Raw genomic sequence first — 26518 nt, 5'->3', positions numbered from 1 at the left:
TTTATGGATCTATTAAAAAAATACATTAAGAGAAATAAAGCACCATATTTTATTTCTGTCTTGTTTGCAATACTTGGAGTAATTTCAAATCTTTTTGTATATATTATTCTAAGTAAGATGATTATATCATTAATTGATGGTAGCCAAGATTTTTATTACTATATAAATAAAATTTTCTTGATACTTTCATGTCTTATAATCAAAGAAGTGTTTATGTTTTTGTCAACAATGATTTCTCATAAAACAGCCTATAAAATAATACGAGATATAAGAAAAAGCCTTATGGAAAAATTATTTAATATGCCATTAGGAGATATATTGAATGAATCTACTGGTAAGTTAAAAGACATAATTGTAAATCAAGTTGATAATACTGAAACAACATTGGCTCATATGATACCTGAGATGACAGCTAATTTAGTAGGACCTATAATATTATTTGTTTACATGTTAATTTTAGATTATAGACTAAGTTTAATATCTTTAATTCCATTAGTTATTGGTGGATTTTTTATGACAGGGCCGATGAAAAGAATGAAGGTAAAGTTTCCACAAGCAGTTAAAATTGGCCAAGATATGAATAATTCCGTGGTTGAATATATAAATGGAATAGAGGTTATTAAAACATTTAATCAAGGCGAAAAATCTTATAGAAAATACAGGGACAATGTGTATAAAAAGGCAAATTACTATTATGATTGGATGGGAGAAAATACAAGAGACTATGCGATAAGTATGTCTATTGCTCCAGTTGGTATTTTGACAATTATACCATTTGGTTTATATTTCTGTATGAATGGTTCACTAGATGGTGGTGTATTTTTAACATTGATAATCCTTTCTTTTGGGACTATCCAAAATATTATGAGAGTAATGACTTTTGAAGATGATATTGGAAGAATGTCAACTATTTTCGAAGAGATTAAAAATATACTTTCTGCGAGAGAATTATCTCATAAAAATGAAAATTTGGATATAAAAAATTATAATATAGAGATAAAAAACGTAGATTTTTCTTATGAAAAAGATAAGCAAGTCCTAAACAATATAAATATAAATATAGAAGAAGGAAGTGTGAATGCTTTAGTAGGCGAATCGGGTTCGGGAAAGTCGACTATTGCAAAACTAATTTCAGGATTTTGGGATGTAGATAGTGGTTCTATAAGTATAGGAAATGTAAATATTAAAGATATGTCCCTTGAAAAGTTATCTACTGTTATTTCCTATGTAGCACAAGATAATTTTCTTTTTGATATGTCAATTAAAGATAACATCAGAATAGGAAATAAAAATGCTAGTGATGAGGAAATAATTGAAGTATGTAAGAAAGCAGCCTGCCATGATTTTATAATGAAGCTGTCAGATGGATATGATACGAGAGTAGGAGAAGCCGGTAAACATTTATCTGGAGGAGAAAGGCAAAGAATATCAATTGCAAGAGCTATGATAAAGAATGCTCCAATAGTTATTTTAGACGAGGCTACCTCTTATATCGATCCTGAAAATGAAGCCTTGATTCAAGATGCAATATCAGAACTGGTCAAAGGGAAAACTCTAATTATAATTGCCCATCGTTTAAAGACAATAACAGATGTAGATAATATATTTGTAATTAAAAATGGAGAACTTGCATGTAAAGGAAGTCATGAAGAGCTTTTGAAGGAATCAAAAGATTATCACAATCTTTGGGAAACTGCCTTGAAAGGAGAAGAAAATGCTTAGTGTTTTTAAAAAAATATGGAATTTTTCTATTGAAGAACAAGTGTATCTAAAAAAATCAATCTTTGCTAATTTTTTCGGTTCTATTTTTAATGCTCTACAATTTGCAGCCATTTATTATGCGATTTTTGGGATAGTAAACAAGGATATAAGCATCAAAACAATAGGAATATCAAGTTTATTTTTATTAATTAGTATAGCAGGAGTAATTATTTCAAAAAATTCTTCTATGCTCAAACAAACACATGCCGGATATTTTATGGCTGGACACAAGAGAATTGAATTAGGTGAAAAAATAAAAAAAGTTCCCATGGGATTCTTCTCAAGTTTAAGTTTAGGAAATTTAACAACTATTGCGACTACTAACTTAGATAATGTAGAGACTTGGGTTCCAACTTTGTGTATTATGGTTTTCGGTGGCATGCTTAATGCTATTGTTTTTATCTTATCCTTATTTTTGTTTTCTTATAAGGTAGGTCTTGTAGCAATAGTTGGTTCTATTGTATTTTTAATGATTATTGCTCGTATGCAAAAAAGGTCTATTAAAAATGCAGACAAGATTCATGAGATTCAGGTATCACTTACCAAAGAAGTCTTATCAACATTGCAAGGAATGCAAATTATAAAATCATACAATCTAAGAGGAAGTAACAATAAAAAACTTGATAAAAGCTTTGATGGTGCAAGTAAATATTCTTTTGATTTAGAAAAAACTATAATGCCATATAGTTTATTAGCTAAAATAATAATAGCTATAACAATTTGTTTGATGTTGTTTATTTCAATAAAATTATATTTTGTTGAAAATGGTCAAATAGTCAATACTATTATGATACTTATAGCAAGTTTTGTAATATTTGACGGACTTATTACATCTGGATCTGCTATTGCAATGCTAAGAATGGTTGAGAATGCAATAGATTCTTATTCTTATGTAAATGATATGGAAGATATGAAAGAAGGAAGTATTACAGAGCCAATAAAAAATCACAACATAGTCTTTAAAAATGTATCATTTTCCTATGATGATAGACCAATTTTAAAAAATGTATCAGCAGAGATAAAAGAAAATACTATGACTGCTATTGTTGGACCATCTGGATCTGGTAAGACAACATTTTGTAATCTTATTGCAAGATTTTGGGATGTAAAATCTGGCGAAATTTTAATAGGTGGAAAAAATATTAAGGATTATAAGATAGAAAATCTTATGAATTCTATTTCCATGGTATTTCAAGATGTATATCTATTTGAAGATACAATTGAAAACAATATAAAATTTGGAAAACAAGATGCAAGTCACGATGAGGTGGTTGAGGCTGCAAAAAAAGCAAGATGTCATGAATTTATAGAAGCTTTACCAGAAGGATATAACACTATCATCGGAGAAGGTGGAGCAAGTCTATCAGGCGGAGAAAAACAAAGAATCTCCATAGCAAGAGCCATGCTAAAAGATGCAGATATAATTATCTTTGATGAAGCAACAGCAAATATAGACCCAGAAAATGAAGATAAACTTAAAGAAGCAATAGAATCATTAACAAAAAATAAGACTGTTATTATGATAGCCCATAGACTTAAAACCATTAGAAATGCTGATCAAATCTTAGTGTTAAATAAAGGAAATATAGAGGAAAGAGGAGATCATAAAACGCTTATGGAATATGGAGGTCTTTATAAAGACTTAATTGAAGCGAAAAATATATCTGAAAGTTGGAAGTTAATAAATTAAGGGGGGATATTATGGAATCAAATAAAATTACATTAAAAGACTTGATTATGACAGGTGTTTTTTCCAGTTTGTATTTTATACTAAGCTGGATAGTAGGAATGCCATTGGGAGCACTTGTAGTCACATATCTAGCATATCCGTTTTGCTATGCAATAGTGGGTGGGATTGTTACCATGTTTTTTATGGCAAAATGCCCTAAGAAATGGTTAACTTTTATTTTTACAATGTTACCTAGCATTATTCTATTAATCATGGGGATGCCACCTATAACTATCATAAATTATTTAATTTGTTCTTTGTTAGCTGAACTAGTACGTTGGAAAGTTGGGTTTAAGTCGATTAAAGGAATGAAGTTATCTCATATATGTATTTCCTTGGCGTCAATGAATACTTTTTTGCTGATTTTTTTAGCTAAAGATATATATTATAAAATGACAGTAGGGGTGATGGGTGAAACCTATGCGAATGCTATTACTAGCTTACCTTTGTGGTCATTATTTATTCTTTACGCAAGTGTAATCATTGGAGCAATAATTGGAGGCCAAATAGGAGCAAAGGTATTAAGTAAGCATTTTAAAAAATTTGGAATTGACTAATGAAAAAATTTAAATTGAGTACAGGTACAAAATTTGGACTTTTACTTTTTTACACAAGTACGCTAACAATTTTTTTTACAACAAAACTTGAAATATTAAACATGGTAATGATTCTTTTGCTCTTTTTCAGCATTCGTAAATGGAAGTATTGTGTAAAAGCAATATTCGGATTTATCGTGTTAACAGGAATATATTATTTTACAAGGAATATGTTAGGAGTTGCTCAAGTGTTTCATACTTGGGCACTCATTGTTAGAAGGTTATTGATTCCATTTAGCATTGGATATTATGTTATTTTATCTACCAATATAAGCTCTGTGATGGCTAGCTTGGAAAAACTCAAAATTCCAAAAACTATAATTATTCCTTTGATAGTTATGTTTAGGTATATGCCAGCGTTAAATGATGAGTACAGTAATATAAAAAATGCAATGAAAATTAGAGGAATAGAAATTGGATTAAAATCTCTGAAAACACCACAGTTAACGCTTGAATATCTTTTAGTACCACTTCTTTTTTCAACTTCAAACATAGGGGAAGAATTATCGCAAGCAGCATTCAGCAAGGGGATTAGCTTGGATGGCAAAAAGGAAAGATATTTTTCAACACAGCTTACTAAGAGCGATGTGCTTATTTTCATTTATTTGATATTTTTTATATTTTTATTGATAAGGAGATAAAAGAATGATTGAATTTAAAAAATCTGTTTTTACTTATCCAAATAAGAATAAAATTGGTCCGATTAATTTGGTGATAAATAAGGGAGAAGTACATCTTTTAGCTGGAAAGAGTGGTTCTGGGAAAACGAGCATAATTAGAATGGTAAATGGCATTATAGATAATTTATTTGAAGGTGAAAAATCTGGGGAAGTTTTTATAAAAAATAAGAATATATCGGATATGACAGTCAGAGAATTAATTAGCGCGGTATCATCCGTTTACCAAAATCCCAAAACTCAATTTTTTACAGATAATTCAACATCAGAATTATTATTCCCGTTAGAGAATTTAGGCTATCGAATAGATGATATGGAGAAGATATTAAACAAGGTTGTAGAAGTTCTAGACATAAAGCATCTTTTGAATAGAAATGTATTCGAACTTTCAGGTGGTGAAAAGCAGATTTTGTCTTTAGCAAGTACTATGATGATGGATTCTGATGTTATTGTACTTGATGAACCAACAAGTAATTTGGATTTGACAAATATCATAAAAGTAAAAGAGATATTAAAAAAGTTAAAAGAATTACATAAGACAATTTTAATTAGTGAACACCGTTTGAACTATCTTAAGGGCATAGTTGATACAGTAAGCATTATTGAGGACGGTAGAATTTCTAGAAACTACACAGGAAAAGAGTTTTACAATTTAAGTGATGAAGAGAGAAAATCGCTTAACTTAAGATGTCTTTCAAACATTAAAGAACATCAGAATATAAAAAAACACATCTCAAATGAAATGTTAGAAATAAAAAAGCTTCGATATGTAGTTAAGAAAAAAGAAATTATAAATATTGAGAATTTGAAATTATATTCAGGTAGAATTTATTTTTTGGTTGGTAAAAATGGTGCAGGAAAGTCGACTTTTGTAAAAAGTTTAGCTGGATTATTAAAAACAAAAGAGGATGAGGTCTTTTGGAAAAACACAAAAATTTCAAGCAAAGATAGATTGAGAAGCTCATATTTAGTTTTTCAAAATGTTAATTCACAGCTTTTTACATCAAGTGTTCATGAAGAGATTGAGTTAAATAATGAATTTAAAAAAACTGATAATCTATTATTTAATCTCAATTTATTAAACAAAAAAGATGAGCATCCACAGTCTTTATCAGGTGGAGAAAAGCAAAGAGTTTCGATTGCGGCAGGAATAGCATCTAGCAGAAAAATATTTATTGCAGATGAACCGACAAGTGGAATGGATTATACAAATATGATGAATGTCTGCAAACTTTTAAGAGACTATGCAAATAGGGATAATGTAGTGTTAGTAATAAGCCATGATTTGGAGTTTATATCGGAATTAGCTGATGAAATCTTGTTTATTAGTAATGGGAAGATTAAATGTCATGGTGATATTAATGAAAATAATATTGAAAAAATAGCATCTTTTTTAATCTGACAACTAGCTGTATTTAAAAATATAAAAAGGAGAATTCTGTAAATGAAACAAGATATGAAAGAATAGTTACTAAATAAAAGACCTATAGATTTACTCTTTCAGCTATCTATTCCAGCAGTAATTGGAATGATAGTGATTGGATTATATCCGTTAATGGACGGAATATTTGCCGGGAAAATCATAGGGCAAACTGCAATGACTGCCTGCGGCGTTGCGATGCCACTTACTTTTTTTAACAGCGGGGTGTCTACACTTCTTGGTGTAGGTTCTGCATCTGTTTTATCACGAGCGATTGGTAAAGGAGATCAGAAAACCGTAGATAAAATTATGGGCAACCTTATTTTCTGGGTGATTTTGTTTTCGGCAATCATAACGGTTGGCGGAATACTACTTGCGTCACATTTTTTAGATATGGTCGGAGCAACAGGTGAGATCAAAGCTTATGGTATCAGATACCTAAGAGTAATCTTTATCGGTTCCCTCTTCGTAAATTTTACGCAGTCCGCAAACATGGTTATGCGTGGCGAAGGTCTAATGAAAAAAGCCATGATGATAATGGGACTTGGAGCTTTACTGAATATAATTCTTGATCCGATTTTAATGACAGTTATGGGTGAATACGCCATTGAAGGTGCTGCCATTGCAACGATTACAGCACAGTTTTTTCAGGCGGTTGTAACGCTGCACTACTTCCTGAAAAAGAGTAAAGTCGTTAAAATTCATAAGATTAAGTCCGATGAAGAAATAAAAAAGAAATTTTTTCCTTATCTCTAAACTTCTTTTCTTGATAAAGTTTCTGTTTTTGATTTTTATCGATATTGGCATTACTCTCGTTCTTGCATCAATATTTTGGATACCAGCATTAGCGTTTTCAAAGAATATACTTTCCTTATTTGGAGTAGAAGAAAGTATTATAACTCAAGGGATAGGGAACTTTAGATTATTTTATTCTATCTTTATCCTATATGGAGTAATGGTAATGACTATAACATTCTTCCAATCAATAGGAAACGCTAAAAAAGCCGGCATAATAGTAATGCTAAGACAGTTATTTTTATTCGTACCTGCCATGATTATTTTACCAATGATATTTGGAGTCAAAGCAGTATGGTTTGCAGAACCCCTTGTTGATTTAATTATGATAATAGCTGGTGTAGTAATGATGTTTGGGGAATTAAATAGGATGGATAAAATTAGTTTGAAAAATTCAAGTAATGAATAATAAGTGGGTTTATTTAAAAGAATGGAGGGAAATATGCAAATAAATATAATTAAAGTACATTTACCTTTTTTCTTTGGTTTACGCTATTTACAAGTTAGATAACTCAGTTAAAAAATTAAATACAATTACTATTAGAAAGAGTTTCTTTCATTCTAGAGGACTAACCATGCCCAAGAGCAGGAGTCCTCCTTTTTTTGTCTGAAAACATAAAGACAAAAAAGAATGGAGGAAACATAAATGACAAAAGAATATTACCTTTATGTCGGTGGGCAAAAAATCAAAGTAAGTGAGCAGATATACAAAGTCTACTGGCAAGAAAGAGAACACGAAAAATATTTAGAGCAGGTGGACAAGAAAAACCACTTGCTATTTTTTTCGTCTCTAAATCACGATGGGAATTTTGAAAATAATCTAGAAGATAAAAATGTTGATGTAGAAAAAGTTGTCGCAACACAAATGATGATTGAAGCACTAAGAAATGCTATGTCAAAGTTAAATGAGGAGGAACGGGAAATAATTGAAAGATTATATTTCAATGATGAAACACTTCGTGCAGTAGCGAAGACTCAAAATATATCACATCCTGCTTTAATAAAAAGGCGAGATAAGATTTTAGAAAAACTAAAGAAACTTATAGAAGAAATATAATTTCTGGTTACCAAAGAGGGCAAATTTTCCTTTATAAAGTGAGGGGAGTTTTGTCCTCTTTCTACTTTAAAAGAAATCTAAATGATATTTGAACCTTAACAATTGAATAGACCAAGACAAGACATTAATCATTTTTGGAGCGTAATAACCTATCCGCCAAGATCTTTCTGCTGAATAATTCGGCAAAACAAGTACTGCTAAGCTTAAAGCAAGGTAAGAAGAAAGGGAGCGATAAGTAAGAGTTTGAATATAGGGAGGGATACCCTATTCGCTATGAAGAAAATGAGGATAATGATACTTCTAAGGTTGAAGCCGGCTCATCCTGAACAGAGGCGGAGGTGAGATTCCTATGTTGCTAATCCAAGGCACTTGTCAATGTCAAAAAACTTTAAAAATATTAAAATAAATATTTTAAATATATTATTTGGAGGATTTATGATTAACGAAAATATAAAAGGTGTTCGTGTTTCTGAGAAAGCATTTCTAACATTAAAAGAAGCATCTGAATATTTTAATATTGGTCAAGATAAAGTTAGACAATTAACGGATGAAAATGATTGCGATTTTGTATTATTTAATGGTAGTAAGCGTCTTATTAAGAAAAAGTTAATGGAAGAATATTTAAATAGACAGTTCTCTATCTAATCTAAAACTATATATAAAACACGCTTAATGCGGTATAATAATTATAGCGTGTTCTTTTATCAAAAAAGGAGAATTTTTATGGTAAAAAGACGCAAAGATAGTAAAGGGGTTGTTTTAAAAGACGGTGAATATCAAAGATCAAATGGCACTTATGAATTTAAGTGGCAAGACAAAATAGGTCGTAGAAAATCTATCTATGCGAAATCTCTAAAAGAATTAAGAGAAAAGGAATTAGATATTTTACGCAATACTATAGATGGAATCAACAACGAAGGAAGTAGCTTATCTGTAAATGATACTTTTAAGCTATGGACAAAGGTAAAAAGAGGTTTAAAAGATAATACCTTTAAAAATTACATCTATATGTATAAACAATTTGTCGAACCGACTTTTGGTCGCATTAAACTATCTGATATTAAAAGATCTGATGTTAGAAGTTTTTATAACAGATTAAAGGAAGATCAGGGATTGATGGTTTCTACCATAGATTGTGTCCATACTGTCTTACATCAGGTATTAGAATTAGCAGTGGATGACGAATATATAAGGTTTAATCCATCTGACAATGCTTTGAAGGAATTGAAAGTAGCTTATCGAAATGAATCTCCGAAGAAAAAAGCCATGACAATAGAAGAACAGGTGCTATTTGAAGAATATTTATCTAATAGTGATGAATATAAAAAATGGTATCCAATATTCATTGTTATGCTTTGGACAGGAATGAGAGTTGGAGAAGTTACAGGATTGCAATGGGACGATCTAGATTTTGATAATGGTCTTATAAATGTAAATAGGACTTTGGTATATTATAGTAAAGGTAAAGGATTAAACAATAGATATGCTATTAATACACCGAAGACAGAATCAGGTAAGCGAAGTATTCCTATGGTTCAAAAAGTAAAAGATGCTTTTCTTATGGAAAGAGAGTTACAAAAGACTTTTGGAATCAAATGTTGTGATTCAATCGATGGATTTAAAGACTTTGTATTTTTAAACAGATTCGGAAAGGTTCACAATAATGGAACACTTAATAAAGCTTTAAGAAGAATTGTTAGAGATTGCAATTTAAGTATAATGGATAAAAATAAATCGAACTCTAATGATATTCTACTAGTTCCACATTTAAGCAATCACATTTTCAGACACACCTTTACTACAAGGCTTAATGAACAAAATATAAATACAAAAGCAATGCAGTCTATTCTAGGTCATTCTGATATTAGTACAACAATGGATATATATGTAGATGCAACAGAAGATTTTAAGATAGAACAGATGGGAGAATTTGAAAAAGCGATGAAATTTATATTTTAGAATTTACGACAGCTTACGACAAATTTACGACAATTTGCTAGAAATCTATAGGCACTTATAGAGAGTTAGCAAATTGTCGTAAATGGAGAAGTACCATAAAATAGACTTTTATAGAGATTTAGACAATTATCTAAGGCAGAGAGGATTTTCCCAACAATGAAACCAACAGGCAAAAACGCTGTTGAAAACAAAGAAGCAAGTGTTCAAACTATTGATCACGAAGAAGAAGTTATAGATTTCACAGGTGTGAAAACAGAAGAATTCTATGATGACATAGACTTTGATAATTTTGCTGCTTGTGACTTTAGAGTAGTTAAAGTTAAAAATTGTGAAGAAGTACCAAAATCAAAGAAACTATTAAAATTCACTTTGGATGATGGTAGTGGAGAAGATAGAATTATCCTATCTGGTATCAAACAATATTACAATCCAGAAGAATTAATAGGCAAAAACCTTGTAGCTATAGTAAATCTTCCACCAAGAGCTATGATGGGAGAAGAATCTAACGGTATGATTCTATCAGCAATCCATGAACAAAATGGTGAAGAAGGTCTAAATGTTCTAATGGTAAGCAATAGAATACCAGCAGGAGCAAAAATAGAATAATGGATTACAAACTTCCTAGTCTCAAAAAGATTGGGAAGTTTTTTATATTCTTTATTATGTTTTAGTATAAATATTTTAAGAAAGATCTATAAATCATAGAAGCTGGGGTATAATCTCCTTAAAGGAGTTATTATGACAGATATTTCAAATTATAAGGATACAAGTGTAGCGAAAAAATTTATCAAAAATTATAATCTTGCAACATTATTTTTATCTATAGGAATTTTATTAGTTATTATATCATTCATACCTTTGCTTATTATTGAAAGTCAACAAGCAGAAAATAAATACATATCTACTATAATTATTGCAGCTCTTGGCTTATTGATGATAGTAGTAAGCAATTATAAAATCAGCTCACTTAAGCATAAAAATAAGACAAAGTACACAGTTGCAGCTTATGACTATGTGGATGATAGATCTATAGAGGTTAATAAGATTTTTAGACGTGATTTAATTATTGGGATTTTAATAATCATATTAAGCCTAAGCTTTTATTTTTTATTCAAAAGCAATACGATAATCCAAGAAGAATATATAAAATACTTTAACTCATTTCTTATATTACTCTTTGCTATAGGAGTTTTTCTAATAACTAATAGCAAGGGAAAACGTGATGCTTTGAAGTATATAAAAGAAAACATCTAGTCTAATTCTAGATGTTTTTTTAATCTCTTTTGAAAATATTTCTGGTATAAAATTTATCTATGAAATAATATAGAAAATTATCATACCTGTTTCCAATTATTACTTAACTCATTTTTTTAAATTTATTAATCTTATTAATAACTTCAGATCCAAAGGAAGTTTCTCCGTCTTTTAGTTATTTTAGAATACATATTTAATTTATTTACCAAATTATATACTTATAAAGAGTTCTTAGCTCATGAATTTTACATATGAAGAATTCTTATTTAGAAAAAAATAAATGATATTTTTTAATAAATATTTTAATAAAAATCTATAATAGATAAGTAGAAATTATAATTTCTATAATTATTTTGAAATAATTAAAACAGATTAAAGTATATTAATCAATTTCTAAGAATTTTTATAAATGAATGATAAAAATATTTCTTTTTACTTTATTGACAAATAACATTATTGATGCTAATCTATTCATTGGACGGTTTGTAAGCTTGATTTTTACAAATTAAAGTGACAAATCGGTTTCAAGAAAAGGTTTGTTCATTTGCCTTTTCTGTTAATTACATAAGGAGGTAAAAATGAAAAAGAAAAGTATTCTTACGGATATGATGTGTACCCATAAAACTGGACACAATATTTAATTAATTATTAGTGGATGCTAACCTATATTTTGTAGGCGGCATCCATTTTGTTTTTGATTGAATCCTTTCGTTGTTGTAATAGTAAATATATTCCTCTATTACTTTTGAAAATTCTTCAAAAGAGCTATAGCTCTTTTCATATCCATAATAAACTTCATTTTTTAGCCTTCCAAAGAATGTTTCCATTATGGAGTTATCATAGCAATTCCCTTTTCTTGACATGGATTGTCTTATACCATGTCTTTTAAGCTCATTTACATAATATTCATGTTGGTATTGCCAACCTTGATCTGAATGTAGAATTAAGTTATCTAGTTTTGGAAATTTATTAAATGCTTTTTCTAACATATTTGATATCTGATTTAAGTTGGGACTTAAGGATAGGTCGTAAGAAATAATCTCATTGGTATACATATCAAGTATTGGAGATATGTAGCACTTACCCCAAGAGAATTTAAATTCTGACACATCAGTAGTCCATTTTTGTAGAGGTCTATCTGCCTTGAAATCTCTATTTATTATATTATCAGCTACTTTACCTACCTTCCCCTTATATGAGTGATATTTTTCCTTAGATCTTTTTCCAAATAGTTTTAGCTCATGCATTATTCTTTGAACTCTTTTATGATTTATGACATAACCTTGATTTATCAGATCCATATATACTCTTCTTACTCCATATCTTCCTTTGTGTAAGTTAAATATTTGAGTTATTTTATCTGCAATATGACTATTCTTAATCTTTATATTATCAACTTTGTTTATTTCAAAATAGTATGTTGATCTTGGCATATCAATAGCTTTTAAAAGATATTTTAGTCTGTATCCTTCTTCTTTGAGTTCTTTGACAATCGCTGCTTTTTCGCCTTGAGTTGCGCAGCGTAACGTTCTTCTCTCAAGGCGATCTCTTTTTTTATTATTTCGTTTTCTGCTTTTATATATTCATTTTCTGCTCTAAGTTTTATTAGTTCTTCTCTTTCAGATTCATTAAGTTCTTTTGCTTTATGGTTATTATTATTTTTCATACTTGTATTTTTAGATTTACGGCCTTTCTTTTTATTCACAAGACCATTATATCCATAATTTTTATACTTGTTAACCCATGAATAAAGTTGTCCATCATTGATTCCATTTTCGATTGCTATAGATTTTATGGAATTTCCAGCTAACACTTTAGATATCATTTCTAATTTCTCATCAGCAGTCCAATTAATATTATTTCCGTGTTTTAAAATTTCTGGTCCATGAAGTTCTTCTAACTTAAACCATGTTCTAATTGAATCATGAAAGTTTTTTTCTTTAGCTCCTTCAGGTGTATCAGGCCATTTACCTTCTCTATACAATTGTACGCATTCTTTTTTGAATTCATAACTATATTTCATAAAAATACCCTCCTTACTGGTTTGTCCAGTAAAGAGGGTACATATCAATATGAGACTACATATTATTATTTTATTAGTAGTTATTGCAGCAGAAGCTATTGGAATTATTCCATTTGATCTTGGAATTGTTAAATTTAAGCTTCTACCAATGATCTACGCACTTATTATTGGAATTTTTGTAGCTCGTAGACTAAGTAAAAGTTCTATTTCAGAACGTGATATGGCAAGAGCTGGTGAATATGTCAGCATTTCTTGTTTGTTCTTGATTGCTTTTATGGCAACAGCTATTGGACCAAATATTTCTACTGTTATTAAGGCAGGACCTGCTTTAATCTTACAAGAATTTGGTAACCTTGGTACAATTTTTATTTCTATTCCAATTGCAGTTTTTGTATTTAAAATGGATAGAACAGCTATTGGTTCTGGTTTTTCTATTTCTAGAGAAGAAGGACTTGGAATTGTTGCAAATTTATATGGATTAGATTCTCCAGAAGGTCGTGGAGTTATGGGTTCATACATAACAGGAACACTTCTTGGAACAATTGCATTTTCTATAATTTCATCAATTTTTGTAAATATACCATGGTTTAGTCCTGAATCATTATCTATGGCTGCAGGAACTGGATCTGCATCTATGATGAGTGGAGCTATTGCTCCAATTATTGAAGCTTTTCCAGAAAAAGAACAAGCTTTAATGGGATATGGTGCTACAAGTCAAGTTTTATCAGCAGTTGATACTGTTTATGTTGCATTTTTCTTAGGAATTCCTATAGCAGAATGGCTATATAAAATTTGTAAAGGAAAAGAAAAATATGAAGCAGAAAAAGCTGCTCTTGCTCCAACTCGTCATATTGAAAAAAAGGATGAAAAAGAAGCAAATTTAGGCTTTGGAAAAACTCTTTCAAAATATTTAGGAGTTTTATGTATAACAGCAGTAATTTCTATAGCTGGTCTTTACGTTTCAAGTATTAGAATGGGATCAGATTCAACTATGGCAGATGTTTTAGTTGGAATGCTTTGGTTATTTGGTATTACTGTAATTGGTTTAATTTTGGATCTTTTACTTCAAAAAGTTCACATAAATTTACCAACAATTCTATATATAGCATTTTTAGCATCTTTCGCATCAATTCCTGGAATTTCACCAGTGGCAGCACCTTTCAATGAAGCTATGACTCATCTAGATTTATTGCCACTTTGTACACCAATTTTGGCATATGCTGGAATTTCATCAGCAAAAGAATTAGATTCATTCAAAAAACAAGGTCTAAAAATAGTAGTAATAACATTATGTGCCCTATTAGGAACTTATATAGGCTCAGCTGTTATTGCAAATATTGTATTAAAATTGATGGGAACAGTTTAATAATTTATAGAAGCTTCCAAAATTTGAAGTTTACACATAAAACTGGACACAATATTTAATTAATTAGTTGTAGTGGATGCTAACCTATATTTTGTAGGTGGCATCCATTTTGTTTTCAGACTTTATATACTCATTTTCCTTTTCTGTGCAGCTGTAAGTTTTTTTTAATATCTTTTATAATTACCTGATTTTAAACTTTCTGTAAGTTTGGATGGTTTCCTATCTATATTATCAACTATGGTATATTCTGACCTATTTACAGCAGCGAGTTTTGTATCATCGGACCATATCTTGCAATCTACAGTAACAGTTCTTTTTCCTCTTTTAATAATTTCAGATTTGGCATAAATATATTTGGTATCCAAAATTGGCCTTAAAAAATTAGTATATGAACTTTGAGTCGGGGCAGTATATTTTAATTGATTGGCTAAAATACCAGTTGCAATATCAGCAAGAGCCATAATTATAGCTCCATGAACAGCTCCTAGTTCATTTTTATATTCATCTTTAAAGGGGATTCTCATCTCCAAATTTTGCTCATTTATTTCATGTATTTCTACACCTAAAGTATCAGTAAATGTCATAAATTCCTCCGTACATTAGATACTTATACCCTTAAAGCGTAAAATACTATAGAATATAGTATAATTATAATATTTAAATAATAGGAGCATTTAGTGAAAATAAATAGAAAAATTTTTAGTGTATTATTTCTTAGTGTTTTTTTGGTAGCTTGTTCTAACAAAGAAGCTCGTCCTACTAGTGATAAAGAAGTAGTTAGAACAGCTGACTTGATTGAAAATATCAACCAAAGCCAAAGTGATGAAAGCGTTGATGAAAGTAGTCAAAGTGAGCAGGTAACAGAAGAAAATGGACAGGAAGTTGATAAAAAAGCAACAGAAGCTAATCAAGAAGAGCTAGAAGATCAGAAACTAAATACAGTTAAAATCAAAACTTTTGGGGATATAATGGCTCACCTTGCACAAATTCAATATGCCTACAACAAGGGTGGTGGGACCTATGATTTCTCAGATTCCTTTTCATATGTCAGTGATTATATTAGCGATGCAGATATTTCCATAGGTAATTATGAAACAACAACCAATCCAAATCTAGCATATGCTGGCTTTCCAAGATTTAATGCGCCAAAAGAATATCTATCAGCCATTAAAGATGCAGGCTTTGATGTACTGACTACAGCCAACAACCACTCACTTGACACAGAAGTTGAAGGATTATTTACAACAATTGAAGCTATGGATGAATTGGGAATTGACCATGTAGGCTCAAAAAAATCTGGCCAAAGTAGGATTTTGTATAAAAATGTCAATGGGATAAAATTAGCCTTTTTAGCCTATACTTATGGGGCAAATGGCCTAGTTGACCTAGTTCAAGTTAGAGAAGAAATAGCAGAACTAAACTACCTTCACCCAGAAGAAATAAAATCCGATATCAAAGAGGCAAAGGCTAATGGTGCTGATTTTGTAATAGTATATCCACATTGGGGCATAGAATATCATTCTGATCCAAGTAGCGACCAAGTAGAATTAGGCAGAAATATGATTGAATGGGGAGCTGACCTTGTCATAGGTAATCACCCACACGTTGTTGAGCCGTACGAATACTACGAAGCTAGTGATGGTAGGACTGGCTTTATAGCCTACGCTCTAGGCAATTTCATAAGTTTCCAAAATCTTGAAAACAACAATGACATTAGGACTGAACAATCAGTAAGCTATGAAATAGATTTGACCAAAGATCCTAAAAATGGATCTACATCTATTGAAAATATTGAAGCTCACCCAATTTGGGTAGGTGTAAATCATAATGATTATGGAACAAGTGTTCAAAGTCATATGGCAGAAGATTTCCTAGATGGTGGAAAATACTATGACCAAGTCAATGACTACCAAAGATCGAGAATCCAACAAGCCTATGACATGACTGTTGAGACTATAGATAAGGGAAATTAGAATGAATTCTTTTACAAGTTTTGAACTTTCTATATTAGATGCTATACAAAGTATTAGAAATCCATTCCTAGATGAATTTATGGTTGCCATATCTTCTCTAGGAAATGCAGCCATAATTTGGATATGTTTAATAATAGTATTCCTATCAACAAAGGAATACAAAAAAATGGCCCAAATAATGATAATTGCCTTTATAGGTAACTTAATAATCATAAACTTGGGTTTAAAAAATGTAGTCAATAGAACAAGACCCTATGAATATGTAAAAGGACTAGAATTACTAATACCAAAAGTAGGCAATGCCTCATTTCCATCTGGCCACAGCTCATATGCTGCCACATTTGTTACGATAATATTATTTATGGGCAAATCAAAATTGCTCAAGAGATTTACATTAATCCTAGCTATTTTTATCTCATTTAGTAGGCTATACCTACACGTCCACTTCCCATCAGATGTAATAGCTGGAATAATACTTGGCATAATAATAGGAATATTTTCTATGAAGTTTTATTTTTCAGATTATTATAAAAAACACCATTTACAAGGTAAATAAAATATGGTATACTATTTTAGTAACCATTTTGCCGGTGTGTTGGAATTGGCAGACGAGACAGACTCAAACTCTGTTGTCCACCAGGGCGTGTGGGTTCGAGTCCCACCACCGGCACCACAACACGCCTCCCCGGCGCAAAGAGGGGTCGTGCCCAACAGGCACGAAAAGCCGCAACGAAGTGAGGACCTAAAAACTGCCGAAGGCACAATTATAGTAGGCCCGTCCGGCCGAAAGAGGACCCACCACGGAATGGTTGTGCGAGAGCACAAGGCCCGTCCGGATAATGGAGTGCAAAACAAAAAAACTAAGCTCATAATCAGTAGATTATGGGCTTTTTTTAATGCAATCTTTAAAATATCAACCATATGAGTTATACTATTACTAAGGAGTTCTTATGACAAAAACACTAATGTTAATTGATGGATCAAGTTTAATATTTAGGGCTTTTTTTGCTCTGCCCAATCTTACAAATAATGATGGGGTCATGACTAATGGTGTCTATGGATTTTTGACCATGTACCAAAATGCCTTTGATACTTATAAACCAGATTCAGTACTTGTTGCTTTTGACAGATCTGGGAAAACTTTCCGTCATGACGAATTTAAAGATTACAAGGCGACTAGAGATAAGATGCCATCAGAACTTTCTTATCAATTTGGAATTCTAAAAGATATCCTTGATTCAATGGGGGTACAATATACTGACCTTGATGGTTACGAAGCTGATGATATAGTCGGTACCTATGCTAAGGTGGGTCAAGAAGCAGGCTATGAAGTTGTAATAATAACTGGAGATAGGGACTATCTACAATTGGTTGATGATAATATTACTGTTTACCTCACTAAAAAGGGTATTTCAGATATGGTCGAATACAATGTATTTACCATTAAAGAAGAATTTGGTCTAAGTCCAAAACAACTTATAGATGTTAAGGGACTTGAGGGAGATAAGTCAGATAATATACCAGGCGTTGATGGAATCGGTCCTAAAAAAGCTATAGGATTTATAAAAGACTATGGGTCAATAGAGGGTCTTTACGAACATATAGATGAAATTTCTGGCAAAAAGACTAAGCAAAACCTAATCGACAGTGAGCATATTGCCTATATGAGCAAGAAAATCGGAACCATAGTTACAAATGCTCCGGTTGATATTGAATTAGATGCTTTGAAATTAGGTCAAGTTGATGAGAAAAATCTAAGAGAAAAATTTTCTAAGTATAACTTTAATAAATTTATCGAGAACTTAGATAAAAATACTGACACACAAGTAGAAGAAAAATCTTTTGACATAGATACTACAAATGACTTAAAAGCTTTAGTTGATAAGATAGAAAGTGCCAAAGAATTTACTTTTAAGTCCATATATGATGGGGATAACTACATCCACTCAAATATTTATAAGATTGCTATAAAGACAAAAGATTCCAAAACATTTATTGTAGATCCAGATAAAGATTTTGTTGATGCTTTTAGAGAAATATTTGCAGATGGAGAGATAATAAAAAATTCATTTGATATCAAAGAAGATATAGTTTTGCTTGACAAAATCGGCATAAATATGGAATTACCTTACCATGACCTAATGCTCATGCATTATCTGATAGATCCTTCTAGGTCATCTTATGATGTAAAAACCTTAAGCCAAGCTTATTCTGATTACGAAGTTATAAGTACGGTTGATCTCATAGGAAAGGGAGCAAAAACCAAATCATATGGGGATATCGACCAGGACGCTTTGAATAACTACCTAGGATCTGTCCTATACACATTGGAAAATACTAAGAATAAGCTGATTGATGAACTTAAAGATTATCAAATGTATGACCTTTATGAGGATATAGAAATTAAATTATCCAAGGTTTTATCAGAGATGGAAATTGCTGGATTTGTGACAGATAGAGAGGTCTTAGAAGCTTTAAAAGCTGAAATAGATGAAATTATCGATAAGCTTACCACGGAGATATATGAACTAGCAGGCTCTGAATTTAATATAAATTCTACCAAGCAGCTAGGAGAAGTATTGTTTACTGATTTGGACTTACCTGTTATCAAGAAAACTAAAACAGGATTTTCTACTGATGCATCAGTGCTAGAGAAACTTAGGGATAAGCACCAAATAATCCCAAAAATCGAACAATATAGGGAAATGTACAAACTTCGTTCAACCTATATCGAAGGCCTTGAAAACTCTATAGATGAAGATGGCAGGATAAGATCTACTTTTAGGCAAAATATTGCATCGACTGGCAGACTTTCATCAACTGAGCCAAATCTTCAAAATCTACCTATAAGGACTGAAGAGGGCAGAAAAATTAGAAAGGCCTTCAAGGCAAGTCCAGGAATGATTTTGATAGATGCTGACTATTCGCAAATCGAGCTTAGGATTCTAGCCTCCCTATCAGAAGATCAAAATATGATAGATGCCTTCATAAATGGAGTAGATATACACACAAAGACAGCGTCAGAAGTTTTTGATACGCCGCTTGATGAGGTTACTAAAGTTCAAAGATACAATGCCAAGGCTGTAAACTTTGGGATAATTTATGGCATAAGTGACTACGGTCTTTCCCAAAACTTAAATATTCCTAGAAAAGTAGCCAAAGATTATATAGAAAACTACAAGGCGAGTTATCCAAATATCAAAAAATATATGGAAAATATCATCAAGGAAGCAAGAGAAGAGGGCTATACTGAAACCCTATTTCACAGGAGAAGGTATATACCGGAGATTTCGTCAAGAAACTTCAATGTAAGAAGCTTTGGAGAGAGGGTTGCCTTAAATACTCCAATCCAAGGGACAGCAGCAGATATCATAAAAATAGCCATGATCAAAACTTACGAGAATCTCAAAAAATCTGGTCTTGATGCTAGAATTATCCTACAAATTCATGATGAGATTATTCTTGAATCAAGTCTTGATGATAAAGACCAAGCTATAGAAATATTACGAGAGTCAATGGAATCAGCGGCAAAACTTTCTGTACCACTTTTAGTTGATATAGATACTGGAGAAAGTATGTATGAATCCAAGTAAAATAGTAATCACAGGAACTATAGCCTCTGGCAAGTCTACCTTATCAAGCTTATTAACCGATTTGGGTTTTACAGTCCTATCCGCTGATGAAATCAATAGGAAATTACTAGAAGTTGGTGGTAGGAATTATCAAGCTATCAAAAACTCACCTTCTTTTGATGATGCATTTATTGGTGAGAATTTAGATAAGAAAAAATTAGCAAAAATTATTTTTTCTGATGAAGATAAATTATTGGAATTAAATCAATTAACTCACAAAAACATTATTAACGAGCTAGAAAAAGCTATTGATAGCCTGGATGAAAAAGTGGTATTTGTAGAAATTCCTCTATATTTTCAAATGAAAGAGAAATTTGCTTGTGATGAAGTTTGGCTTGTTACTGCAAAACATGATACCCAAGTAGAAAGACTGATGGATCGAGATAATATAGATTCATCCTATGCCAAAGAAAAGATAGAAAAACAAAAAGAGCAAATTCAAATGCAAGAGCAAAGCGATGTAGTTTTTGACAACAGCGGTTCTGTAGCAGATTTGATTAAAGAATTAAAAATTGTTTTGGAAAAAAAGGATTTATTATGAAAGTTTTAAAATTTATAGGAAAAGTCTTAGGATTTATTCTTCTGACAATCCTTACCCTAGTGGCAATAAGCTATGGGGTAATTGCTTACCAAACATCTAGGACTCAGATAAATTACCAAGATCAGATAAATGAGTATTCAAATAAATACAATGTCGATCCATTGCTGACAGCTTCTATTATAAAAGTTGAGTCAGATTTTGATAATGATGCACAAAGCCACCAAGGAGCCAAGGGTTTGATGCAGTTATTAGATGAAACTGCCAAACACTCAGCAGAAGTGATAGGAGAAGACTACTATCCAGATAAGCTAAATGACATTGATTATAACTTAAAACTTGGTGTTGGCTATTACAACTTCCTATATAATTATTACAACAATAAGGAATTAGCCCTTGCAGCCTACAATGGTGGGGTAGGAAATGTCGACAAATGGATAGATCAAGGAATTCTTGATAAAGAAAATCCAGATATCTCAAAGATACCTTTCGATGAAACTAGACAATATGTGACAAAAGTTATGGCAAATTATGAAGTTTACAAGACTTTTTACAAAGATGGACTTCCATCAAATTTAGAATTGTCAGATTTAGGGCAGCTAGCTTACAATAATTTTATGGTTTTTTTGGGCAATATTATAGATGATATTGCCTAATTAGTTGCTCAATAGTTAAAACTAATTTATAATAGTTAATGAAAGAAAATAAAAAGGAGATTTTTATGGCCCAAGATGTTTTAACATTTAAAAAGGGTGTACATATAGATGAGTTTAAAGAACTATCTGAAAATAGTGATTTATTAAAACTAGAAGTGCCAAAAACTGTGGTAATTCCATTGACTCAACACATAGGTGCCCCAAGCAAATGTTTGGTTAACAAAAAAGATGAAGTGGCAATTGGCGATTTAATCGGCCAGGCTGTTGGTAATTTCTCAGCAAATATCCACTCATCAGTAGCAGGTGTTGTAAGCGATATCATCGATATCCAAACTGCCTCAGGTAAAAATTCACAAGCAGTAGTGATTGATACTGAGGGATATGATCAAGAAAAAGAGTACATATTAAATGAGAATATTAGCTTACAAAAAGAAGAAATAGTAGCTAAGATAAAAGAAGCTGGAATAGTTGGCATGGGTGGAGCAGCATTCCCAACACATATCAAATACACACCGGCAAAAGCTGTAGACACAGTTATAGTAAATGGTGCAGAATGCGAACCATATGTTACCTGTGATGATTACATATTAAAAAATAGACCAGAAGCAATAGTAAAAGGTCTAGAGCTCTTAGTAACAGCGGCTGGAGCTAAAGAGGGAATCATAGCAATTGAAGATAATAAGGCAAAGGCTTATGAAGTTATAGCAGATTATCTTAAGGATTATGCAAATAATGCAACTAATATGCCAAAATTAAAAGTAGTAAAACTTGCTACAAAATACCCTCAAGGTGACGAAAAGAGATTAATTGATGCAACTCTAAATAGAGTAGTTCCATCAGGTGGTCTTCCAATGGATGCAGGAGTAATAGTTTCTAACGTATCAACTGTTAATGCAGTTTACGAAGCTATTTATTATGACAAGCCTCTAATTGAAAGAGTTATGACAGTTACAGGTCACAATGTTGCTAATCCTACAAATATGCTTGTTAAAATTGGTACTCCATTTGATTTTGCCCTAGAAGCGGCAGGTGGTAGCAAGGGAGAAATTGGAAAACTTATAAATGGTGGACCAATGATGGGTATTGCCCAACCAAAGACAGACTTACCAATAGAAAAAGCAACTAACTGTATACTAGTTCAAACAACAGAGGAAGCAATTCCACCAGTTACAGAACCATGTATCAGATGTTCAAGATGTGTAGAAGTATGTCCAGTAAACCTACTACCTCTATATATTCATAAGTATTCACTAAAAGAGAAATTTGACAAGGCAGAAGAACTAAGAATTATGGATTGCATAGAATGTGGATCATGTTCTTATATTTGCCCATCAAAGAGACCTCTTGTAGAAGCAATTAGATTTGGTAAGAGACAAATAAGACAAGCAGGTAAATAGGAGGAGATATATGGAAGATACAAAAAAACTATTAGTTACATCTTCTCCACATGTGAGAAGTAATCGAAATGTTAGAAAAGAAATGCTAGATGTAATAATTGCCCTTATTCCAGCGGGAATTGCAGCATTTTATTACTTTGGATATAGGTCCTTAGTATTGATTCTAGCTTCAGTTTTAACTTGCGTATTAGCAGAAACTATATTTAACAAAGCAAGAAGGAAAGAAAACACAATACATGACCTATCAGCAGTTGTAACAGGGATTTTGCTTGCCTACAACGTTCCATTTACTCTACCAGTTTGGCAAATAGTAATCGGCGCAATATTTGCAATTGTTGTAGTTAAAATGGCCTTTGGTGGACTTGGACAAAACATTGTAAACCCAGCTCTAGCAGCTAGAGCATTTTTGCTAGCTTCATGGTCAAGCAATATGAGCAATTTCGTTCCACCACAAAGAGTAGCAACACTAAAACACGTTAGTGACATTGCATCAGTATCTGCTGCAACACCACTTTCTGATCCAAATGCATATTCTCTTATGGACTTATTTTTAGGAAATATACCAGGGTCACTTGGTGAGGTATCAGCACTTGCACTAATTATAGGTTTTATTTACCTATTAATAAGAAGAGTAGTAAGCTTCAAAATGCCACTTATTTACATAGCAACCGCTACAATTTTATCCGGACTATTTACAGGATTTGATAATATTTTAAAAGATATTTTATCTGGTGGTCTATTACTTGGTGGATTTTTCATGTTAACTGACTACACTACAAGCCCTGTTACTCCAAAGGGACAAATAATATATGCAGCACTAGCAGGACTTATCACAGCTGTTATTAGAGCCTTTGGTGGATATCCAGAAGGGGTAAGCTATTCAATCTTACTTGCAAACCTTGTAGTACCAATAATTGAAAAATATACTATGCCAAAGGTATTTGGTGTGGATTATAGCAAACAAAAAGGAGTAGCAAATGAATAATTTAAAATTAGGTTTAAGATTATTTGTTATAACAGCAGTAGTAGCACTAGCTCTTGCATTTACAAATAGTCTGACAGCTCCAGTAGTTGCAGAAAATCAAGCACAAGAATTAAAAAAATCTCTATCTGTAGTGTATCCTGCAGATTCATATGAAGAATTAGAAGTGGATAAACCAGAAACAGTAGAAAATGTTTATAAAGCCATTACAGCTGATGGGGAAGGATATGTATTCCAAATCAATTCTCCTGGTGGTTATGGAGGGGATATCGAATATCTAATCGGTGTTGATCCAGACCATAATATAACAGGATTTGCTCCATTAGCCCACTCAGAGTCACCAGGATTTGGTGCTGAAATGGAACAAGATTTCTTTAAAGAGGGAATGGTTGGAGTAAATATGGATAATGAAGTTGGCTATTCAGAAGCTGGTGGTGAAAATGAAATAGTAGGTATTTCTGGAGCAACATATTCAACTCAAACTATTGTAAAAGGAATTAACGATGCTAGGGAAGTACTAGCTAGTCTAGAGTAGGAGTTATTATGGAACAACAAATAGACAGACCTCTTGTAGACGAAAATACAAAGGTAGATAGTAAAAGAAAACAGAAAGTAAACCTAGGTAAGGTATTTTCCGATGGTATATTTAAAAATAATCCAGTATTTGTCCAATTAGTTGGAATGTGTTCAGTACTAGGGGTTTCATCAACTTTACAAAATGCTATTGGTATGGGATTATCAGTTATATTTGTATTAGTGATGAGTAATCTTGTAGTATCTTTACTTAGAAACTTTATAAAAGATGAAATTAGAATTCCATCATTTATCGTAATTATTGCAGGCTTTGTAACTATAGTTCAGTTAGTACTTAGGGCATATGTACCTTCTTTATATAAGTCTTTAGGTATATTTGTTCCACTAATTGTAGTAAACTGTGTAATCCTTGCTCGTGCAGAAGGATTTGCTTCAAAAAATGGTCCTGTAGCATCTATTGTTGATGGATTAGGTCAAGGATTGGGATATACATTAGCAATATCTGTGCTAGCGTTTTTTAGAGAATTATTAGGAGCAGGAACAGTTTTAGGAAAAACTATTATTCCATCAGATTACACAATTGGATTCTTGCAACAACCAGCATCATCATTTATAGTACTAGGTATATTATTTGCAGCATATGCAGCTTATACTAACAAAAAAGAACGTAAAGCTGCTTTAGCTAAATAGGAGTGTATATGTCAGATTTAATATCAATAATAATTGGTGCAATATTTGTATCAAACTATGTATTGGGACAATTCTTAGGAATTTGTCCTACTTTAGGGGTAACCGGTAAAGTTGAAACAGCTCGTGGTATGAGTTTTGCTGTAATATTTGTAATAACTTTAGCTTCTATAGTAACTTGGTTTATCCAATATTACTTACTAGAACCACTAAATATTGAGTATCTACAAACTGTAGTATTTATCTTAGTTATAGCATCTTTAGTACAATCAGTAGAGGCTGTAATGAAGAAAAATATGCCTAGCTTATATGGAGCGTTGGGTGTGTTCTTACCGCTTATTACAACTAACTGTGTAGTACTAGGCGTAGCTATAAAAACAATTACAAACCAATATGATTTGCTTCAAACTATTGTTTATGCCCTAGCAGCATCATTAGGATTTATGCTAGCCATGATGATTCTATCATACATAAGAGAAAGAATTGCCGAAAATGATACTCCAGAAGCCTTTAAGGGTGCGCCAATGAGTCTTATTACTCTAGGACTTATGTCAATAGCATTTATGGGCTTTGCAGGATTATAGGAGTCATTTATGAATGAGATATTATTACCAGTTGTAGTTCTAGGGGGCTTAGGATTTTTATTTGCTACTGCTCTTGGACTGATAAGTACAAAATTTAAAGTAGAAACTTCTGTTACAGAAGAAGCCGTAAGAAATGCCTTACCAGGTGCCAACTGTGGTGCCTGTGGTTATCCAGGATGTGATGGATGTGCAGCAGCTATAGCAAAAGGTGAAGCTCCTGTAAATGCCTGTGTAATAGGTGGACCTTCCACAACAAGCTTGGTAGCAAGTGCAATGGGAGTGGAAGCTACAGGAAGTGACAACAGACAAGTTGCCGTTGTAAAATGTAATGGTGACTGCGACAGTGCAAAAGATATGTTTGAATATTCTGGACTTACCGATTGTAGAGCTCAAATAGCTTTATTTGGTGGTAAAAAAGAATGTAACTTTGGCTGCCTTGGTTGTGGAACTTGTGAAAATGTATGTCCATTTGATGCAATCCATGTACATAATGGAGTTGCCAAAGTAGACCGTGATAAATGTGTAGCATGTGGTAAGTGTGTGAAAGCATGCCCAAAAGACATCATAACCCTTGTACCATATGATCAAAAAGCTGTAGTTTTATGTTCAAACCAAGAAAAAGGTAAGGACGCTAGGAAAAAATGTGACAAAGCATGTATTGCTTGTACACTTTGCGCCAAAACTTATCCTGAAGCTTTTGAAATGAAGAAAAACTTATCAGTAGAAAATATCAATCCAGATTTGGACATAGAATTATTAAAAGCAGCAGCAGAAAAGTGTCCAAACAAATGTATTGAAGTTTTTAATTAATTAGCAAAAATAAGCCGGTTATCCGGTTTATTTTTTTGCCTTCGTATAGGACTTAAAATTGACATTAAATTATATAAAATGTAAACTC

Annotated in this window: 25 protein-coding genes, 1 tRNA gene and 1 pseudogene; 24 read left to right on the top strand and 3 right to left on the bottom strand. The window is 31.9% G+C overall.

All coding sequences use genetic code 11. The features are described from left to right. Nucleotides 1–3 precede the first annotated feature (3 nt). The 11 genes and pseudogenes from BQ7474_RS06115 to BQ7474_RS06065 all read left to right on the top strand — a co-directional run bounded on the left by BQ7474_RS06115 (nt 4) and on the right by BQ7474_RS06065 (nt 11248). A complete protein-coding gene (locus BQ7474_RS06115) occupies nt 4–1722 on the top strand; it encodes an ABC transporter ATP-binding protein (RefSeq protein WP_073998069.1) in 1719 nt (572 codons plus the stop codon). Further along, nucleotides 1715–3451, top strand: a complete 1737-nt coding sequence (locus BQ7474_RS06110) for an ABC transporter ATP-binding protein (RefSeq protein ID WP_073998068.1) — start codon at nt 1715–1717, stop codon at nt 3449–3451. Before BQ7474_RS06115 ends, BQ7474_RS06110 begins: the two co-directional genes overlap by 8 nt. A gap of 11 nt (nt 3452–3462) precedes the next feature. Then, a complete protein-coding gene (locus tag BQ7474_RS06105) occupies nt 3463–4047 on the top strand; it encodes an MptD family putative ECF transporter S component (RefSeq protein WP_000445469.1) in 585 nt (194 codons plus the stop codon). Next, the gene (locus BQ7474_RS06100) at nt 4047–4727 is read left to right on the top strand and encodes an energy-coupling factor transporter transmembrane component T (RefSeq protein ID WP_060929925.1); all 681 of its coding nucleotides are present in this window, start codon (nt 4047–4049) and stop codon (nt 4725–4727) included. Before BQ7474_RS06105 ends, BQ7474_RS06100 begins: the two co-directional genes overlap by 1 nt. Nucleotides 4728–4731: 4 nt before the next feature. Beyond that, entirely contained in the window at nt 4732–6165 is a 1434-nt protein-coding gene (locus BQ7474_RS06095) for an ABC transporter ATP-binding protein (protein ID WP_073998067.1), read from the top strand. A gap of 84 nt (nt 6166–6249) precedes the next feature. Then, nucleotides 6250–7387, top strand: a pseudogene (locus BQ7474_RS06090) (MATE family efflux transporter). A gap of 237 nt (nt 7388–7624) precedes the next feature. Continuing rightward, nucleotides 7625–8035 (top strand): sigma factor-like helix-turn-helix DNA-binding protein, encoded by a 411-nt coding sequence (locus BQ7474_RS06085; protein ID WP_073998066.1) that lies wholly within the window; start codon nt 7625–7627, stop codon nt 8033–8035. 435 nt (nt 8036–8470) lie between these two features. Continuing rightward, a complete protein-coding gene (locus tag BQ7474_RS06080) occupies nt 8471–8680 on the top strand; it encodes an excisionase (RefSeq protein ID WP_009345237.1) in 210 nt (69 codons plus the stop codon). A 78-nt stretch (nt 8681–8758) separates the two neighbouring features. Further along, nucleotides 8759–9994: a tyrosine-type recombinase/integrase gene (locus tag BQ7474_RS06075; RefSeq protein WP_073998065.1), complete on the top strand. Its 1236-nt coding sequence runs from the start codon at nt 8759–8761 to the stop codon at nt 9992–9994. Between the two features lie 156 nt (nt 9995–10150). After that, nucleotides 10151–10600, top strand: coding sequence for a methionine--tRNA ligase subunit beta (gene metG / locus BQ7474_RS06070; protein ID WP_073998064.1), 450 nt, complete (start codon nt 10151–10153; stop codon nt 10598–10600). 132 nt (nt 10601–10732) lie between these two features. Beyond that, entirely contained in the window at nt 10733–11248 is a 516-nt protein-coding gene (locus BQ7474_RS06065) for a cysteine-rich outer membrane protein (RefSeq protein ID WP_073998063.1), read from the top strand. A gap of 641 nt (nt 11249–11889) precedes the next feature. Here BQ7474_RS06065 and BQ7474_RS06060 read toward each other — a convergent pair. Further along, nucleotides 11890–12741, bottom strand: a complete 852-nt coding sequence (locus tag BQ7474_RS06060; RefSeq protein WP_073997485.1) for an IS3 family transposase — start codon at nt 12739–12741, stop codon at nt 11890–11892. Then, nucleotides 12705–13271 (bottom strand): helix-turn-helix domain-containing protein, encoded by a 567-nt coding sequence (locus BQ7474_RS06055; RefSeq protein ID WP_073997051.1) that lies wholly within the window; start codon nt 13269–13271, stop codon nt 12705–12707. The genes BQ7474_RS06060 and BQ7474_RS06055 overlap by 37 nt, the downstream gene beginning before the upstream one ends. Before the next feature lie 49 nt (nt 13272–13320). Here BQ7474_RS06055 and BQ7474_RS06050 point away from each other — a divergent pair, with 49 nt between their 5' ends. Further along, the gene (locus BQ7474_RS06050) at nt 13321–14637 is read left to right on the top strand and encodes a DUF3100 domain-containing protein (RefSeq protein WP_073998062.1); all 1317 of its coding nucleotides are present in this window, start codon (nt 13321–13323) and stop codon (nt 14635–14637) included. 164 nt (nt 14638–14801) lie between these two features. Here the strand turns inward: BQ7474_RS06050 and BQ7474_RS06045 are convergent, their stop codons facing one another. Beyond that, a complete protein-coding gene (locus tag BQ7474_RS06045) occupies nt 14802–15221 on the bottom strand; it encodes a PaaI family thioesterase (RefSeq protein ID WP_073998061.1) in 420 nt (139 codons plus the stop codon). A 93-nt stretch (nt 15222–15314) separates the two neighbouring features. Here BQ7474_RS06045 and BQ7474_RS06040 point away from each other — a divergent pair, with 93 nt between their 5' ends. The 12 genes from BQ7474_RS06040 to BQ7474_RS05980 all read left to right on the top strand — a co-directional run bounded on the left by BQ7474_RS06040 (nt 15315) and on the right by BQ7474_RS05980 (nt 26430). Next, the gene (locus tag BQ7474_RS06040) at nt 15315–16610 is read left to right on the top strand and encodes a CapA family protein (RefSeq protein ID WP_073998060.1); all 1296 of its coding nucleotides are present in this window, start codon (nt 15315–15317) and stop codon (nt 16608–16610) included. 1 nt (nt 16611) lies between these two features. Then, complete coding sequence (locus BQ7474_RS06035; RefSeq protein ID WP_073998059.1) at nt 16612–17166, top strand: phosphatase PAP2 family protein; 555 nt, start codon at nt 16612–16614, stop codon at nt 17164–17166. Nucleotides 17167–17196: 30 nt separating this feature from the next. After that, nucleotides 17197–17283, top strand: a tRNA-Leu gene (locus tag BQ7474_RS06030). A 277-nt stretch (nt 17284–17560) separates the two neighbouring features. Further along, nucleotides 17561–20203: a DNA polymerase I gene (gene polA / locus BQ7474_RS06020; protein WP_073998057.1), complete on the top strand. Its 2643-nt coding sequence runs from the start codon at nt 17561–17563 to the stop codon at nt 20201–20203. Continuing rightward, nucleotides 20190–20783, top strand: coding sequence for a dephospho-CoA kinase (gene coaE, locus BQ7474_RS06015; RefSeq protein ID WP_073998056.1), 594 nt, complete (start codon nt 20190–20192; stop codon nt 20781–20783). Before polA ends, coaE begins: the two co-directional genes overlap by 14 nt. Further along, on the top strand, nt 20780–21436 hold the full coding sequence (locus tag BQ7474_RS06010; protein ID WP_073998055.1) for a lytic transglycosylase domain-containing protein: 657 nt from the start codon (nt 20780–20782) through the stop codon (nt 21434–21436). The genes coaE and BQ7474_RS06010 overlap by 4 nt, the downstream gene beginning before the upstream one ends. Nucleotides 21437–21501: 65 nt before the next feature. Then, nucleotides 21502–22833: an electron transport complex subunit RsxC gene (rsxC, locus tag BQ7474_RS06005; protein WP_073998054.1), complete on the top strand. Its 1332-nt coding sequence runs from the start codon at nt 21502–21504 to the stop codon at nt 22831–22833. A 10-nt stretch (nt 22834–22843) separates the two neighbouring features. Further along, nucleotides 22844–23818 carry an RnfABCDGE type electron transport complex subunit D gene (locus BQ7474_RS06000; RefSeq protein WP_073998053.1) on the top strand — a complete coding sequence of 325 codons (975 nt, stop codon included), beginning with the start codon at nt 22844–22846 and terminating at the stop codon, nt 23816–23818. Continuing rightward, a complete protein-coding gene (locus BQ7474_RS05995) occupies nt 23811–24350 on the top strand; it encodes an RnfABCDGE type electron transport complex subunit G (protein ID WP_073998052.1) in 540 nt (179 codons plus the stop codon). Before BQ7474_RS06000 ends, BQ7474_RS05995 begins: the two co-directional genes overlap by 8 nt. A gap of 8 nt (nt 24351–24358) precedes the next feature. Continuing rightward, nucleotides 24359–25039: an electron transport complex subunit RsxE gene (gene rsxE / locus BQ7474_RS05990; protein WP_073998051.1), complete on the top strand. Its 681-nt coding sequence runs from the start codon at nt 24359–24361 to the stop codon at nt 25037–25039. A gap of 8 nt (nt 25040–25047) precedes the next feature. After that, complete coding sequence (locus tag BQ7474_RS05985; RefSeq protein ID WP_073998050.1) at nt 25048–25620, top strand: electron transport complex protein RnfA; 573 nt, start codon at nt 25048–25050, stop codon at nt 25618–25620. Between the two features lie 9 nt (nt 25621–25629). Next, a complete protein-coding gene (locus BQ7474_RS05980; RefSeq protein WP_073998049.1) occupies nt 25630–26430 on the top strand; it encodes an RnfABCDGE type electron transport complex subunit B in 801 nt (266 codons plus the stop codon). The last annotated feature ends 88 nt before the right edge of the window (nt 26431–26518 follow it).

The organism is Anaerococcus urinomassiliensis (assembly GCF_900128425.1).
Taxonomy (GTDB): domain Bacteria; phylum Bacillota; class Clostridia; order Tissierellales; family Peptoniphilaceae; genus Anaerococcus; species Anaerococcus urinomassiliensis.
This window is presented reverse-complemented; position numbering and strand designations above follow the sequence as displayed.